General features: G+C 56.2%; 18 protein-coding genes and 1 pseudogene. 13 read left to right on the plus strand and 6 right to left on the minus strand.

The window, feature by feature from the left end:
- The first annotated feature begins 11 nt into the window (after positions 1–11).
- The 10 genes and pseudogenes from fliJ (at position 12) to rcsA (ending at position 6,784) form a co-directional block, all read left to right on the plus strand.
- A complete protein-coding gene (gene fliJ / locus ACMGGU_RS12885) occupies positions 12–455 on the plus strand; it encodes a flagellar export protein FliJ (protein ID WP_021241386.1) in 444 nt (147 codons plus the stop codon).
- The gene (gene fliK / locus ACMGGU_RS12890) at positions 452–1,684 is read left to right on the plus strand and encodes a flagellar hook length control protein FliK (RefSeq protein ID WP_262766028.1); all 1,233 of its coding nucleotides are present in this window, start codon (positions 452–454) and stop codon (positions 1,682–1,684) included. The genes fliJ and fliK overlap by 4 nt, the downstream gene beginning before the upstream one ends.
- A gap of 106 nt (positions 1,685–1,790) precedes the next feature.
- Positions 1,791–2,261: a flagellar basal body-associated protein FliL gene (fliL, locus tag ACMGGU_RS12895; RefSeq protein WP_021241388.1), complete on the plus strand. Its 471-nt coding sequence runs from the start codon at positions 1,791–1,793 to the stop codon at positions 2,259–2,261.
- A 4-nt stretch (positions 2,262–2,265) separates the two neighbouring features.
- Positions 2,266–3,270, plus strand: coding sequence for a flagellar motor switch protein FliM (fliM, locus tag ACMGGU_RS12900; protein WP_008500320.1), 1,005 nt, complete (start codon positions 2,266–2,268; stop codon positions 3,268–3,270).
- Complete coding sequence (gene fliN, locus ACMGGU_RS12905) at positions 3,267–3,680, plus strand: flagellar motor switch protein FliN (protein WP_008500318.1); 414 nt, start codon at positions 3,267–3,269, stop codon at positions 3,678–3,680. Before fliM ends, fliN begins: the two co-directional genes overlap by 4 nt.
- 2 nt (positions 3,681–3,682) lie before the next feature.
- The gene (gene fliO, locus ACMGGU_RS12910; RefSeq protein WP_028016024.1) at positions 3,683–4,057 is read left to right on the plus strand and encodes a flagellar biosynthetic protein FliO; all 375 of its coding nucleotides are present in this window, start codon (positions 3,683–3,685) and stop codon (positions 4,055–4,057) included.
- Positions 4,057–4,794, plus strand: a complete 738-nt coding sequence (gene fliP, locus ACMGGU_RS12915; protein ID WP_008500316.1) for a flagellar type III secretion system pore protein FliP — start codon at positions 4,057–4,059, stop codon at positions 4,792–4,794. Before fliO ends, fliP begins: the two co-directional genes overlap by 1 nt.
- Before the next feature lie 9 nt (positions 4,795–4,803).
- Positions 4,804–5,073 carry a flagellar biosynthesis protein FliQ gene (gene fliQ / locus ACMGGU_RS12920; protein ID WP_008500315.1) on the plus strand — a complete coding sequence of 90 codons (270 nt, stop codon included), beginning with the start codon at positions 4,804–4,806 and terminating at the stop codon, positions 5,071–5,073.
- 7 nt (positions 5,074–5,080) lie between these two features.
- Positions 5,081–5,873: pseudogene (fliR, locus tag ACMGGU_RS12925) on the plus strand (flagellar biosynthetic protein FliR); the annotation flags it as partial.
- 287 nt (positions 5,874–6,160) lie between these two features.
- Positions 6,161–6,784, plus strand: coding sequence for a transcriptional regulator RcsA (rcsA, locus tag ACMGGU_RS12930; protein WP_008500313.1), 624 nt, complete (start codon positions 6,161–6,163; stop codon positions 6,782–6,784).
- A gap of 102 nt (positions 6,785–6,886) precedes the next feature.
- On the opposite strand, the gene dsrB is transcribed toward rcsA, so the two are convergent.
- Positions 6,887–7,075: a protein DsrB gene (gene dsrB, locus ACMGGU_RS12935; RefSeq protein WP_008500312.1), complete on the minus strand. Its 189-nt coding sequence runs from the start codon at positions 7,073–7,075 to the stop codon at positions 6,887–6,889.
- A 129-nt stretch (positions 7,076–7,204) separates the two neighbouring features.
- On the opposite strand from dsrB, the gene yodD reads away from it, so the two are divergent.
- Positions 7,205–7,432 (plus strand): YodD family peroxide/acid resistance protein, encoded by a 228-nt coding sequence (yodD, locus tag ACMGGU_RS12940; RefSeq protein WP_013097742.1) that lies wholly within the window; start codon positions 7,205–7,207, stop codon positions 7,430–7,432.
- A 301-nt stretch (positions 7,433–7,733) separates the two neighbouring features.
- On the plus strand, positions 7,734–8,534 hold the full coding sequence (locus tag ACMGGU_RS12945) for a mannosyl-3-phosphoglycerate phosphatase-related protein (protein ID WP_420300625.1): 801 nt from the start codon (positions 7,734–7,736) through the stop codon (positions 8,532–8,534).
- Here the strand turns inward: ACMGGU_RS12945 and dgcQ are convergent.
- From dgcQ to ACMGGU_RS12960, 3 genes are all read right to left on the minus strand, one after another.
- A complete protein-coding gene (gene dgcQ / locus ACMGGU_RS12950) occupies positions 8,519–10,219 on the minus strand; it encodes a cellulose biosynthesis regulator diguanylate cyclase DgcQ (protein ID WP_420300626.1) in 1,701 nt (566 codons plus the stop codon). The two genes, ACMGGU_RS12945 and dgcQ, sit on opposite strands and share 16 nt — an antisense overlap.
- A gap of 73 nt (positions 10,220–10,292) precedes the next feature.
- Positions 10,293–10,475 (minus strand): YodC family protein, encoded by a 183-nt coding sequence (locus ACMGGU_RS12955; protein ID WP_420300627.1) that lies wholly within the window; start codon positions 10,473–10,475, stop codon positions 10,293–10,295.
- Between the two features lie 78 nt (positions 10,476–10,553).
- Entirely contained in the window at positions 10,554–11,465 is a 912-nt protein-coding gene (locus tag ACMGGU_RS12960) for a DUF808 domain-containing protein (protein ID WP_048223883.1), read from the minus strand.
- A gap of 178 nt (positions 11,466–11,643) precedes the next feature.
- Between ACMGGU_RS12960 and yedA the strand changes: the two genes are divergently transcribed.
- Positions 11,644–12,558 (plus strand): drug/metabolite exporter YedA, encoded by a 915-nt coding sequence (yedA, locus tag ACMGGU_RS12965; RefSeq protein WP_262801481.1) that lies wholly within the window; start codon positions 11,644–11,646, stop codon positions 12,556–12,558.
- On the opposite strand, the gene ACMGGU_RS12970 is transcribed toward yedA, so the two are convergent.
- Complete coding sequence (locus tag ACMGGU_RS12970; RefSeq protein WP_048029388.1) at positions 12,530–13,021, minus strand: very short patch repair endonuclease; 492 nt, start codon at positions 13,019–13,021, stop codon at positions 12,530–12,532. The two genes, yedA and ACMGGU_RS12970, sit on opposite strands and share 29 nt — an antisense overlap.
- Positions 13,002–14,417: a DNA cytosine methyltransferase gene (locus ACMGGU_RS12975; protein WP_350223604.1), complete on the minus strand. Its 1,416-nt coding sequence runs from the start codon at positions 14,415–14,417 to the stop codon at positions 13,002–13,004. Before ACMGGU_RS12975 ends, ACMGGU_RS12970 begins: the two co-directional genes overlap by 20 nt.
- Positions 14,418–14,458 lie beyond the last annotated feature (41 nt).

A 14,458-nucleotide genomic window follows, 5' to 3' on the forward strand; every position in this document is an offset into this window, starting at 1 on the left:
GGGCGAAGGTCATGGCGCAAAACAGCGCGTTATCAACGCTGAAAGATCTGGCTGAAAAAGAAGTTGATGATGCCGCATTGCAGCTTGGCGCAATGCGACGCGGGTGCCAGCAGGCTGAAGAACAGTTGAAGATGTTAATCGACTATCAGCATGAATATCGCACCAACCTCAATACCGATATGACACAGGGCATTGGAAGCCAGCGCTGGATTAACTATCAGCAGTTTATCCAGACGCTGGAGAAGGCGATAGATCAGCATCGCCAGCAGCTTCACCAGTGGACCCAGAAAGTCGATACCGCGCTGAATTTCTGGCGCGAGAAGAAGCAGCGACTGCAGGCATGGCAGACCTTACAGGACCGACAGATTGCGGCCACGACCCTGGCGGAAAACCGTCTGGATCAGAAAAAAATGGATGAGTTTGCCCAGCGCGCATCAATGAGGAAACCGGAATGATCACACTGCAACAACTGCTGATGAGCGATAGCGACCTGTCAGGCGGTACGCAGACGGGGAAAGGCACCGACGGTGCACAGGATTTTCTCGCGCTGCTCGCGGGCGCCCTGTCGGACGCGACGGGCAAGGGCAAAGATGCGCCACTGACCCTGGCTGACCTGAAAGCCGCCGGCAGCAAACTGTCCCACGTTGCTCAGGACGCCAAAGGGGATACCACCCTGCAGGCCAAAATTGCCGACCTGCTCTCGCGCCAAACCGCGCTGAATGGCGATGAAACGGCGCCCGTCACCTCGCTTGATACGCTGGTTTCCGGACTGGTGCCGCTGTCTAAAGGTGACGCACTGAAGACGATCAATGCCGCGAACAGCAAAGATGACGGTAAAAGCGAGCTGAGCGAAGAGGAGCTGGCCGGATTGAGCGCCCTGATGGCGATGCTGCCGCACCAGCAAACTACCGCCTCTCGTGTAGCTGGCAGTGACGGCGTTTCCGCCACCGCAACGCTGAGTACAGCGGCGCTTGCGCAAAACGGCGCGGGCCAACCGTCCCTGAACGCGCTTCCGGGAAGCCATGATAAAGCGCAGAGTGCTGCGCCTTATCAGAGCCAGGCGAAAAACAGCGACCCGGCCCTGTCGGGCAACGCGCCGGCCACGCCGGTCGTGGCTGCAACCGCAGAGAAGCAGGAGCTCGCCAGCGCCTCCTCCTCATCATCGCCGACGGCTACCCTGGCACCGATTATGTCCAGCCATGCAACCAGTCAGACGGCCGCCACCGTTGCTCCCGCGCCGGTGTTAAGCCAGCCTCTGGGCACGCATGAATGGCAGCAGTCCCTGAGCCAGCACATCACCCTGTTCACCAAACAGGGCCAGCAGACGGCCGAGCTGCGTCTGCACCCGGAAGATCTGGGTCAGGTGCAAATTTCGCTTAAGCTGGATGATAACCAGGCGCAGTTGCAGATGGTCTCTGCGCACAGCCATGTCCGCGCGGCGCTGGAAGCCGCGCTGCCGGTACTGCGAACCTCGCTGGCAGAAAACGGCATTCAGCTTGCGCAGAGCAGCGTCAGCAGCGAGAGCTTTGCCGGGCAGCAGCAGTCCTCATCCCAGCAGCAGCACCAGGCTTCGCGTTCCGGCAACACCGGCGGTTTTAATGAAGAGAGCGATGAACTACTGCCCGTTCCTGCCGCCCTGCAATCCGCCGCGCGCGGTAACAGTGCCGTAGACATCTTCGCCTAAACGCCAGAGGTAGCGTGATTATCCCCGTCTTTTCCACGCTTTGACGACAGCAGGACACGGGATAATCACCTTATTAAGCTGTACCGAAACAGGAAGCTCGTATCAGATGACTGACTCCGCTATCACCAAAAAAAGTAAGCGTTCCATCTGGATCCCGCTGCTGGTGTTGATCACGCTCGCCGCCTGCGCTACCGCGGGCTATAGTTACTGGCGTATGCAGCAGGAACCTTCGACCGCTGCGGCCAAAGCCGAACCTGCACCGCCACCGGCGCCGGTATTTTTCCCTCTGGACACCTTCACCGTGAATCTCGGTGACGCGGATCGTGTGCTGTACGTCGGTATTACGCTGCGCCTGAAGGATGAAGCCACGCGCGCGCGTCTGAATGATTATCTTCCGGAGGTGCGTAGCCGCCTTCTGCTGCTGTTCTCTCGTCAGGACGCTTCGGCGCTGGCCACCGATGTGGGTAAGCAAAAGCTGGTCGACGCCATTAAACAAACGCTGGCGACCCCGCTGGTAAACGGCCAACCTAAGCAGGAAGTCACTGACGTTCTGTATACAGCCTTCATTCTGCGGTAACGACATGGGCGACAGTATTCTTTCTCAGGCAGAAATCGATGCGCTGCTCAACGGCGACAGCGATAAAAGTGATGATCCGCAACCGGGTATCGGCGGCGATAGCGATATTCGTCCCTATGACCCGAATACCCAGCGTCGCGTGGTACGTGAACGTCTGCAGGCGCTGGAGATCATTAACGAACGTTTTGCACGTCAGTTCCGTATGGGGCTGTTTAACCTGCTGCGTCGTAGCCCGGATATCACGGTCGGTGCGATCCGCATTCAGCCGTATCATGAGTTTGCCCGCAACCTGCCGGTGCCAACCAACCTTAACCTGATTCATCTGAAGCCGCTGCGCGGCACCGGTCTGGTGGTGTTTTCCCCAAGCCTGGTGTTCATTGCGGTGGATAACCTGTTCGGCGGCGACGGGCGCTTCCCGACCAAAGTAGAAGGTCGCGAATTCACCCACACCGAACAGCGCGTCATTAACCGCATGCTGAAGCTGGCGCTGGAGTCTTACAGCGACGCGTGGAAAGCGATTAACCCTCTGGAAGTGGAGTACGTCCGTTCTGAGATGCAGGTGAAATTTACCAATATCACCACCTCCCCGAACGATATCGTCGTTAACACCCCGTTCCACGTGGAGATCGGTAACCTGACCGGCGAGTTCAACATCTGCCTGCCGTTCAGCATGATCGAACCGCTGCGCGAGCTGCTGGTTAACCCGCCGCTGGAGAACTCCCGCAACGAAGACCAGAACTGGCGTGAAAACCTGGTCCGCCAGGTCCAGCATTCGCAGCTTGAGCTGGTGGCGAGCTTCGCCGATATCCCGCTGCGGTTATCTCAGATCCTGAAATTACAACCCGGTGATGTTTTGCCGATAGAAAAACCCGACCGCATTATTGCCCATGTGGATGGTGTCCCCGTGCTGACAAGCCAGTACGGCACGATTAACGGTCAGTATGCGTTACGCGTTGAGCACTTGATCAACCCGATTTTGAATTCGCTGAATGAGGAACAGCCCAAATGAGTGACATGAACAATCCGTCCGATGAAAACAGCGGAGCACTGGACGATCTGTGGGCTGACGCGTTAAACGAGCAAAAAGCGACCCCGGCCAAAAGCGCAGCGGATGCCGTATTCCAGCAGCTCGGCGGTGGTGATGTCAGCGGCACGCTGCAGGACATCGACCTGATTATGGATATCCCGGTTAAGCTGACCGTTGAACTGGGACGCACCCGTATGACCATTAAAGAGCTGCTGCGCCTGACGCAGGGTTCCGTGGTGGCCCTTGACGGCCTGGCCGGTGAGCCGCTGGATATTCTGATCAACGGCTATCTGATTGCTCAGGGTGAAGTGGTGGTGGTAGCCGATAAATACGGCGTACGTATCACCGACATCATTACCCCGTCTGAACGTATGCGTCGTCTGAGCCGTTAAGCATGAAAACCCAGGCAACATTATCGCAACCTTCTGCCGTTCCCGGCTCACCTCTGCTCCAGGTGAGCGGGGCGTTGTTCGGTATTATTGCCTTTATTCTTATCGCCGCCTGGCTGGCGAAGCGCTTTGGCCTGGCGGGGAAAACCGCCGGCGCCCGCGGGCTGAAGGTCAGTGCCAGCACCACCCTGGGACCACGTGAACGCGTGGTCATCGTCGAGGTGGACGATGCGCGTCTGGTTCTGGGCGTCACGGCGTCAAACATCAGCGTATTACATAAGCTGCCGCCCGCCCCTGCTGTGGTGGATGAGCGTGCAGAGGCCCCTGCGGATTTCCAGTCCGTGATGAAGAGTTTGCTTAAGCGTTCCGGGAGATCCTGATGCGCCGTTTGTTATCCCTGACGCTTGCGGGCGTTGGCCTGTTTGCTCCCGCGGTCTATGCGCAACTGCCCGGTCTGGTGTCAACCCCTCTCGCAGGCGGCGGCCAAAGCTGGTCGCTTCCGGTGCAGACGCTGGTGTTCATCACCTCGCTGACGTTTATTCCGGCTATCCTGCTGATGATGACCAGCTTCACCCGCATCATCATCGTTTTTGGTCTGCTGCGAAACGCGCTCGGCACCCCTTCCGCTCCGCCAAACCAGGTTCTGCTCGGACTGGCGCTGTTTTTGACCTTTTTCATTATGTCGCCGGTGATCGATAAGATTTACACCGACGCCTACCAGCCGTTCAGCGAAGATAAAATCTCCATGCAGGAAGCGCTGGATAAAGGCGCGCAGCCGCTGCGGGAATTTATGCTGCGCCAGACGCGCGAAGCGGATTTGGCCCTCTTTGCCCGCCTGTCCAACACCGGCGAGCTGCAGGGACCGGAAGCGGTACCCATGCGTATTCTGCTGCCCGCCTATGTGACCAGCGAGCTGAAAACCGCGTTCCAGATCGGCTTTACCATCTTTATCCCGTTCCTGATTATCGACCTGGTGATCGCCAGCGTCCTGATGGCGCTCGGGATGATGATGGTGCCGCCAGCGACCATCGCCCTGCCCTTTAAGATCATGCTCTTTGTGCTGGTCGACGGCTGGCAGCTTTTGGTCAGCTCGCTGGCGCAGAGTTTCTACAGTTAAGGAACGGCAATGACACCCGAATCGGTCATGATGATGGGCACGGAGGCGATGAAAATCGCGATTGCCGTTGCCGCTCCGCTGCTGCTTGTCGCGCTGGTTACCGGTCTGATTATCAGTATTCTGCAGGCCGCCACGCAGATTAACGAAATGACGCTGTCGTTCATCCCGAAAATCATCGCCGTGTTCGTGGCGATTATCGTGGCCGGACCGTGGATGCTGAACCTGCTGCTGGACTATATGCGCAACCTGTTTACCAATCTGCCGTACATCATCGGCTGACCTGACGATGCTGCACTTCACCAGCGACCAGTGGGTTCAGTGGCTCGGCGTCTACTTCTGGCCGATGCTGCGCATCATGGCGCTGATCTCCACCGCCCCCATTCTCAGCGAGAAATCGATACCCAAGCGTGTCAAAGTGGGGCTGGGGATTATCATCTCCATTATCGTCGCACCGTCTCTCCCTCCCGTGGATATTCCGATCTTCTCGGCGAATGCGGTGTGGGTCGCCCTGCAGCAGGTGATGATTGGCGTTGCCGTCGGCTTTACCATGCAGCTCGCTTTTGCCGCCGTGCGTACCGCGGGGGAACTGATTGGCCTGCAGATGGGGTTATCGTTCGCCACGTTTGTCGATCCCGGCAGTCATCTCAACATGCCCGTGCTGGCGCGCATTATCGATCTGCTCGCCATGCTGCTGTTCCTGTCGTTCAACGGCCATCTGTGGCTTATCTCCATGCTGGTGGACACGTTCCATACGCTGCCGATTGGCGAAAACCCGGTGAACAGCAACGCTTTCCTGGCGCTCACCCGCGCCGCGGGGCTGATCTTCCTGAATGGGCTGATGCTGGCGCTGCCGATCATCACCCTGCTGCTGACCGTCAACCTGGCATTAGGTTTACTGAACCGAATGGCGCCGCAGCTTTCGGTGTTTGTCATTGGTTTTCCGTTGACGCTGACGGTCGGAATTTTATTAATGTCATTACTGATGCCACTTATCGCTCCCTTCTGTGAACATTTATTCGGCGAGATATTCAACCTGTTAGCGGATATTGTCAGCGAACTGCCTCGTAAATAATAGACCTCACTGTTGCTACTGTCTTTCTGAGGATATTCCTAAAATAAAACGCGAAAAACATCTTCCAGGATATATCTGACGCGGTTTAATTGTTTCTAACCACCTCACAATACTTAATATTTACTTTACTTTAAGAAGATTCCTGGCAAATTATACGTAACTTTACGGGATAGTGAGTCCGCCTGAAAGTCTTTGTCATGCTCACAGGTTTATTATTTTTTTCCATCCCGTATGGCTGTTTTGAGCTCTCAGGCAGATGGTGAATTATCGTTACGCATTGAGTGAGGGTATGCCATGTCAACGATCATTATGGATTTATGCAGCTACACCCGGCTAGGGTTAACCGGGTACCTGGCAAGCAGAGGGGTAAGAAAGAGAGACATCAACGATGCACACACCGTTGACGAACTCGCAGCCGCTTGTGATGAACTAAAACCAGGCGTGGTGTTTATTAATGAGGACTGTTTCATTCACGATCCAGCCAACAGTCAGCACATTAAGCAAATCATTAATCAGCATCCAAAAACCCTGTTTATTGTTTTTATGGCGATCGCGAATATCCATTTCGATGAGTATTTGTTGGTCCGTAAAAATTTATTGATCAGTTCTAAATCGATTAAACCCGAGTCGCTGGATGACATTTTGGGTGATTATTTGAATAAAGAAGTTAAAAATGTAGGAGCGGTTAACTTACCCACCCTATCATTAAGCAGGACTGAATCAAGTATGCTGCGAATGTGGATGGCGGGACAAGGAACTATTCAGATCTCCGACCAGATGAATATTAAAGCGAAAACCGTTTCATCACACAAAGGAAATATTAAACGGAAAATTAAAACGCATAATAAGCAAGTGATCTACCACGTGGTACGCCTGACCGATAATGTGACGAACGGGATTTTCGTCAACATGCGTTAGTCGCTTAAGACCCTGTGCACCCTACCTTTGATCTCTGGCCTGGCCAGAGATTTTTGCTTCTGCAGAGGGTGTCGGGCACGCGATGTGCTACCCGACGCCATGTTAGTCTGCTTTCTCAACAAAAATACCGTCCGGATGCCCCAGTTCGTTAAAAAACCAAATGCCGAGCGGGTAGTCTTCCAGTGATACCAGGTACATTGTCCCTTCGCTAAACTCTTCAATTGCCAGCACCACACCCGGGCGGCGCGGCCCACCGTCCGTTTTAACGGTTACCCGATCGTTGACCTTCATACATTCCTCCTCTGGTTTTGAGCCAGTGTAGAACAAAACGCAAAATCGCACATCGCCGCCCGGTGTGAATGGCGTTTTTATCTACAGTCTATACTTAGCGATGGACCCGGCTGAATGAGGAACCCCGCAATGAAGACCGATAAAGAGTACAGCGACACCATCAAGCGCGAAGTCGAGGTGGATGTCGATGCCCTGCTGGCCGCCATCAATGAGATTAGCGAGTCAGAAGTCCGCAGGACGGACGACAATTCGGACCGCGTCATTGTTAACGGAAGGGATTATCACACCTATCGTGAGCTGGCGGAGGCCTTCGAGCTCGATATTCACGACTTTAGCGTGTCGGAAGCCAATCGTTAGGGCGAAAAAAATCCCGGTCATGGGGATGACCGGGATCAAAACTTGCTTATGCAAGAAGCACTTGAAAATTCGTTACACCAGGAAATCTGATGTACAAGCCACACTATCCCCAACGAATTTGTCTGACAAGCATATATTCTTATGATGAATATAATATTTTTAACATAATGCTTTTCGTTATGAGCAATAACTTACGCCGAATGCGGGTTTGCCAGGGATTGTTCCCATTTCATCTGTTAACAATTCGGTTATTTTTTAGGAATTTTCTTAGAACGAAACGCTACCGTCATCGGGAGTCACTATGCCTTCACTGCGCGATACCTTGCTGATTTTTTCTGACCTGGATGGCGCGTTGCTGGATATGCATACCTACGACTGGCAACCCGCCATGCCCTGGCTGGACAGGCTACAGGATAACCAGATTCCGATTATTCTCTGCAGCAGCAAAACCGCGGCAGAGATGCTCGATATTCAGCAGGATCTGGGGCTGGAAGGCCTGCCGTTTATTGCCGAGAACGGCGCGGTAATTCAGCCTGACGTGCGCTGGGATAAGGTCCAGCGTCAGATCCGGGGGATGACGCACCGGGATATTCGCCCGCGAATCGAGCAGATTCGTCTGCAGACGGGCTTTAAATTCACCACCTTTGACGATGTAGATGAGCACGTTATCAGCGAGTGGACCGGACTGACGCGCTTCCGTTCGACGCTTGCCCGCAAGCATGAAGCCTCCGTCACGCTCATCTGGCGCGATACCGACGAGAAATTGGTCCAGTTTGAAGAGCAGCTGGCGCACATCGGCCTCAAGTGTCTGCAGGGGGCGCGCTTCTGGCATATTCTCGACGCCCGCTGCGGTAAAGACGTGGCGGTTAACTGGCTGATTGAACAGTATCGCGAACAGGACGAGATCGAGCCCACCACGCTGGGGCTCGGCGATGGCCCTAACGATGCGCCGCTGCTCGACAGCATGGACTTCGCGGTGGTCATCAAGGGGATTAACCGCCAGGGCATCACGCTACGGGACGATAACCCTGAGCGGGTCTATCACACCCAACAGACCGGCCCGGCAGGCTGGCAGGAAGGGCTGGATCACTTCCTGTCCTGATCCCGCCACACGACCCGGTTACGCCCGCTCTGCTTAGCCTGATAGAGTCTGACGTCCGCCACGGACTGCAGCTGTTCAAAATCGTAGTTGCCCATTTCATCCGCGCTGCTGACGCCCAGCGACGCGCTGATGCGCAGGGTGGTGCTCTTCTTCACCAGGATCTCCTTACTGGTGATTCGGCAACGAATGCGGTCAGCGACGCCTCTCGCCTCCTCCAGACCAATGCCGGGAAGGACCACACAAAACTCTTCTCCGCCGACGCGTCCGGCCACATCATTCTTGCGTAACGCGCTGGCAATCACGCCTGCCGTATGGGAAAGCACCTTATCACCGGCCTGATGGCCGAAACGGTCATTAATGCTTTTAAAATGGTCGAGATCGATCTGAATCACCGAGAACGGCAGCGCCTGCTGGCGGCAGGTTTCCGCCAGCAATTTGGCGCGGTCGAACAGCGCGCCGCGATTATTGAGCCGTGTCAGCGGATCGTGCCAGGCCTGCCACTGGAGGGAGTGCTGAAGCGTATACATGTTACTCACCATCCGACGGATCACCAGCCACGAGATCAACAGCATGGCGGTAAAGAGTGCCCACAGCAGCGCCAGCACGATACTGATACTGCCGAAATCATCCTGCACCCCTTCATGCAGGGTGTGGATCCGCAGGACGACGCCATCGAAGTGATCGAGCCGCTCCCAGGTGATAAACCGGCTCCCGAGGCGGATCCCGCCGCCGGTATCATGCTCAATCGCCTGGGCAATCTGCGCCGTTTCGCGTTCGTCAAAATGGTTAACCAGGCTTCCCGCGTGGGCAGAGGTGGCTATCATATTAAGCCGGGTATCGTACAGCTGATACTCCCCCTCCGTCCGGTCTTCCGTCGCGTCGGTCAGCAGACGCTGCATCGTGTCTAAGGTAAAGTCCATCGCCACGACGCCGTACCAGTAGTGATCGAAATAGATGGGGACGCTGGCGGTGATCGTTCGTTCATCCCCGGTCCAGGATGAAGGGGTAGAGATAAACCAGCGCACGGCGCGCGCGCGATTGTTACGTTCTGACTGCTGGGTAAACCAGGACTGCGTGACCAGATGATAATAGCGGGCGGTAATATCGCCCGCCCGGTCCGGCGTATCCGTGGAAAGGAAAAAACCGGCGCGAGAGACGTAGATCACCCGCGCTTCTGTTTGTGCTCTCGATGACGCCAGCCTGAGCAGATACCCCACTTCGAGTGCGGCAGAAATTTCATGACTGATGCGCTCAGCGTCCCGGTTCAGAAGGGTGGTTTTATCCACGAATGCATCCGAGACCCCGTTAAGGGGAAGCGTGCGCTTTTTATCAACGGCAAGCTGCCAGGTGGGGAGCATGCGGACGGTATTAAAGCGTGACACCGCATCCTGTAAGACATCAAAGGCCAGCGGCGTCTCGATTGCATCATGAATGCCCTGGCGGAATAACAGCATCCTGTCGACGCTGTTCTGTAACTGCCTGTCCAGCGAACTGGCCACCGTATCCAGATGGTTGCGCTGGCTGGAGATGTACGCCTCTTCCAGCACCACCACCTCACGCCAGGTCAGGAGCGTGGAAAACACCAGAACGATCAGAAAACAGAGATTAACAATCCGCCCCGGATTGCTACGCTTATGCAGCCATTGCAAAAAAGTTTGTCTTACAACAAAGGTATCGCGCTGCACACACACTCCCTGATTACTGCTCTTTACCCGAAACCTGAGATAAAAACGCCCGGCAAAGCCGGGCGTTATGTGATTAAGCCTTGTCCCGCTGGTGCTGCCCGTCACCCGGCTGAAGCTCATCTTCACGGAATGCTTCCCGCTTGATGCTATAGCCATCGTGCCACCGACATTCCACCATTCCGCTGGAATACTCGGTGACGATCATACGTGGGCCGCCCTTCTTAGGCTTAACTTCATCACTGACCAAAAAGACCATACCTGCCTCCTGTATCAGGGTGAAACTGTTTCAATTTAGACGAGGAATGGTCTTTTTGCATCCTGCCGCGGGTAACAATTAGTGCGACGTGCCGCGAATTTTCTCAACCAGCTTCACCGCCGCGACGACGATAGCGCCAATGATAAAGCCCAGCACCAGATTGAGCAGCGTAGGCAGAATCGCCGCGATAACGGCCCCCTGCGTGGAGGAGAAATGTTCGATGGCATGGTGCAGCGGCGCAATGCCGTGAACCACAATTCCGCCGCCCACGAGGAACATCGCCAGCGTGCCCACCACCGACAGACTCTTCATCAGCCACGGGGCCAGCACCAGCAGGCTTTTGCCGATGCCTCTTGCTACCGCGCTCGACTTTTCTTCCAGCCAGTAGCCAATATCGTCCAGCTTGACGATCAGACCCACCAGACCATACACGCCCACGGTGACCAGAATCGCGATGCCGGAGAGGATCAGGACCTGATTCAGAAGCGGCGCGTCAGAGACAATGCCCAGCGTAATCGCGACGATTTCCGCAGACAGGATAAAGTCGGTCCGAATAGCGCCTTTGACCTTATCGCGCTCGAAGGTTTTCGGATCCTTCGCGGCCAGCGCTTCAAGACGCTGCTGGCGCACCTCCGGCGTATCGCTCTGCTTGCGCGAGCTAAAGGAGTGCAGCACCTTCTCCACGCCCTCGAAGCAGAGAAATGCCCCGCCAATCATCAGTAACGGCGTGATGGCCCAGGGAATAAACGCGCTGATCAGCAGCGCCAGCGGCACCAGAATCACCTTGTTCAGGAAGGAGCCTTTCGCCACGCCCCACACCACCGGCAGTTCACGGTTTGCCCTCACCCCACTCACCTGCTGGGCGTTAAGCGATAAATCATCGCCCAGCACGCCTGCGGTTTTCTTCGCCGCCAGTTTACCCATCACTGAAATGTCGTCCAGTAAGGTGGCAATATCATCCAGCAATGTTAATAAGCTACTTCCTGCCAAAATCTTAATCCTTCATTTTTTGGTAATTAAGTGAATAGTATGGAGCAAAAGCGCCAACCCGGAAACAGGCACCTTACGTCAACAAAAAATTCACATCTGCCACACAATTAAAGGGCTCGCCAGCGAGATAGTTTTCGCGTTTACTATCAGCGAACTTTTTATTTCGTCGTGAGGGATTATGCGTTTCCGGCAATTGCTACCGCTCATCGGGGCACTCTTTTCGCTGTACATCATCTGGGGGTCAACCTACTTTGTCATTCGCATCGGCGTGGAGAGCTGGCCGCCGCTGATGATGGCGGGGATTCGCTTCCTCTCGGCGGGCATCCTGCTGCTGGCCTTCCTGCTCCTGCGCGGGCATAAGCTTCCCCCGCTACGCCCGATGCTGAATGCCGCCCTGATCGGCCTGCTGCTGCTGGCGGTGGGTAACGGGTTTGTGACGATTGCCGAGCACCAGAACGTCCCGTCCGGGATCGCCGCCGTGGTCGTTGCCACCGTACCGCTGTTTACCCTCTGCTTTAGCCGCCTTTTCGGCATCCGCACCCGCAAGCTGGAATGGCTTGGGATTGGGATTGGCCTGGCCGGCATTGTTCTGCTCAACAGCGGCGGCAACCTGAGCGGCAATCCGTGGGGCGCGGTGATTATCCTGATTGGCTCGATGAGCTGGGCGTTTGGTTCCGTCTACGGGTCGCGTATCGAACTGCCGACCGGCATGATGGCCGGTGCGATTGAGATGCTCGCCGCGGGGATTGTCCTGCTGCTGGCTTCCGCGCTGACGGGAGAAACGCTGACGACCCTGCCGCCGCTGTCGGGCTTTCTGGCGGTTGGCTACCTGGCGCTGTTTGGCTCTATCATCGCCATTAACGCCTATATGTTCCTGATCCGCAATGTCTCTCCGGCTGTCGCCACCAGCTACGCCTACGTCAACCCGGTCGTGGCCGTACTGCTCGGAACAGGACTGGGGGGAGAAACGCTCTCACCTGTGGAATGGATTGCTCTTGGCATCATCGTGTTTGCCGTCGTGCTGGTCACGCTGGGCAAATATCTGCTGCCGGCAAAACCGGTGGTCACGCCTTGCGAGGTGGAGAAACCGTAAGCAGGTGAATGCCCTGCGTGTCGATCTGCGCGGTCTGGCCGCCGCCGCAGATCCACTCTTCCAGCCGTTCGCTCAGATCGGCATCGTTCAGCTTTAATCTGCCTCTCAGCGCACACTCCCAGACGATCAGCACCCGCCAGCCCTGCGCCATCAGCGTGGCCAGATCCCGCCTGTCGCGCTCGACGTTCTTGCCAATCTTATCCAGCCAGAAATCGGTGCGCGTCGCCGGGACTTTAAACAGGTAGCAGTCGTGATGGTGCCAGAAACAGCCGTGGGTAAAGATGATGCACTGCCAGGCGTCGATGACGAAATCCGGGCGCCCCGCCAGGGTGGGATCCTGCACGCGGAAGTCAAACCCCGCCTGCGTCAGCAGCGCGGCCAGGCGCTTTTCAATGGCGGTGTCACGCGTGCCGATGGCACGCATGTTTTTACTGCGCGTGGCCTTATCGTGAACATCCGTCATTGACGGCCTCACCCTGACGAAGTGCCACCGCCTGTCGGATGCGCGAGGCCAGCAGCTTTGCGACAGCCGCGAACGCCGGGACCACCACCGAGTTACCAAACTGGCGGTACGCCTGGGTGTCCGACACCGGGATGCGGAAGCGATAACCCTGCGGCGTCTCAAAGCCCATCAGCCGGGCGCATTCGCGCGGCGTTAAGCGCCGTGGGCGATGGCGCTGGTTGTGCGGATCGTCGAAATCTTTTTCACCCAGCGCCTTGTCCCAGCCTCTGTCGATCAGGATTTCCGCGCCGTCTTTATAGTAGCGAGCAGACAGCGTGCGGGTGACGCTGTGCGGATCGTTCGGGTTTACCATCCCAAAGCCGAAGCCGTTGCCTTTCGCCTGGTGCTTTTTGGCATAGCGGTAGAGGTATTTCCACAGCACCGGGGTCAGGATAAATTTCGCGTCGACGACGGGTTCCAGCAGATCGGCCACGGTGGGGCGACGCTCGGGATACAGAGAAGGAATATCACGCAGAGTGAAATCGCCTTTCAGATTGAGATCGCGGCGGAAGCCCACCAGCACGATACGTTCGCGATGCTGGGGCAGGAAATGTTTCCCATCAATAATTTTAGGATCGTCCGCGCCCATGTCCTCTGAATCGGCCACGTCATAACCCAGCTCATCCAGCGTTTGCATGATAATGCGGAAGGTTTTCCCGCCGTCGTGGCTTTTTAAGTTTTTGACATTTTCCAGCACAAAAATGGCCGGACGACGGGCGTCAATAATGCGCGCCACGTCAAAAAACAGCGTTCCCTGCGTATCGCAGGCGAAACCGTGGGCGCGTCCAAGGGCATTCTTTTTGGAGACGCCGGCCAGCGAGAACGGCTGACACGGGAAGCCTGCCAGCAGCACGTCATGCGCCGGGATCGTCTGACGAATGTGCTCGGCGGCCTGTTCATCGCTCACGCCGCTTTTATGGCTCAGGGTCACATCGCGGATATCCGCGTTGAAATGATGCTCGTGCGGATCGCAGTACCAGTTTGCCTTGTAGGTGCGCACGGCGTGCTTGTTCCACTCGCTGGTAAACACGCACTGGCCGCCGATGGCTTCAAAACCGTGACGAATGCCGCCGATACCGGCAAACAGATCGATAAACCGGAAGGCATAGTTCGGGTGTGCGGCAGAAGGACGCGGAAGCAGGTTCTGCAGACAACGAAACTCGCCTTCACTCAGGCGACGCCCTGCTCGCTCGCTGGTCAGCAGACGTTTAAGGATCGCCGGGCTCCAGTGGCTCTCGCCGTGCGCCACCAGCAGGCTGGCCAGCGTTTTAGCATCATAGATATCCAACAGCTGGCGCAGTAAGGCCTGCACCGTTGCCGTTGATTTCTCAGCCTGCGCGGGCGCGGGCTCTGTCACTGATCGATTTTCCTGCATTCTTTTAACCGGAGAGTAAAGAC

The sequence above is a fragment of the Enterobacter sp. BNK-8 genome (assembly GCF_048685095.1).
GTDB classification, from domain to species: domain Bacteria; phylum Pseudomonadota; class Gammaproteobacteria; order Enterobacterales; family Enterobacteriaceae; genus Enterobacter; species Enterobacter quasiroggenkampii.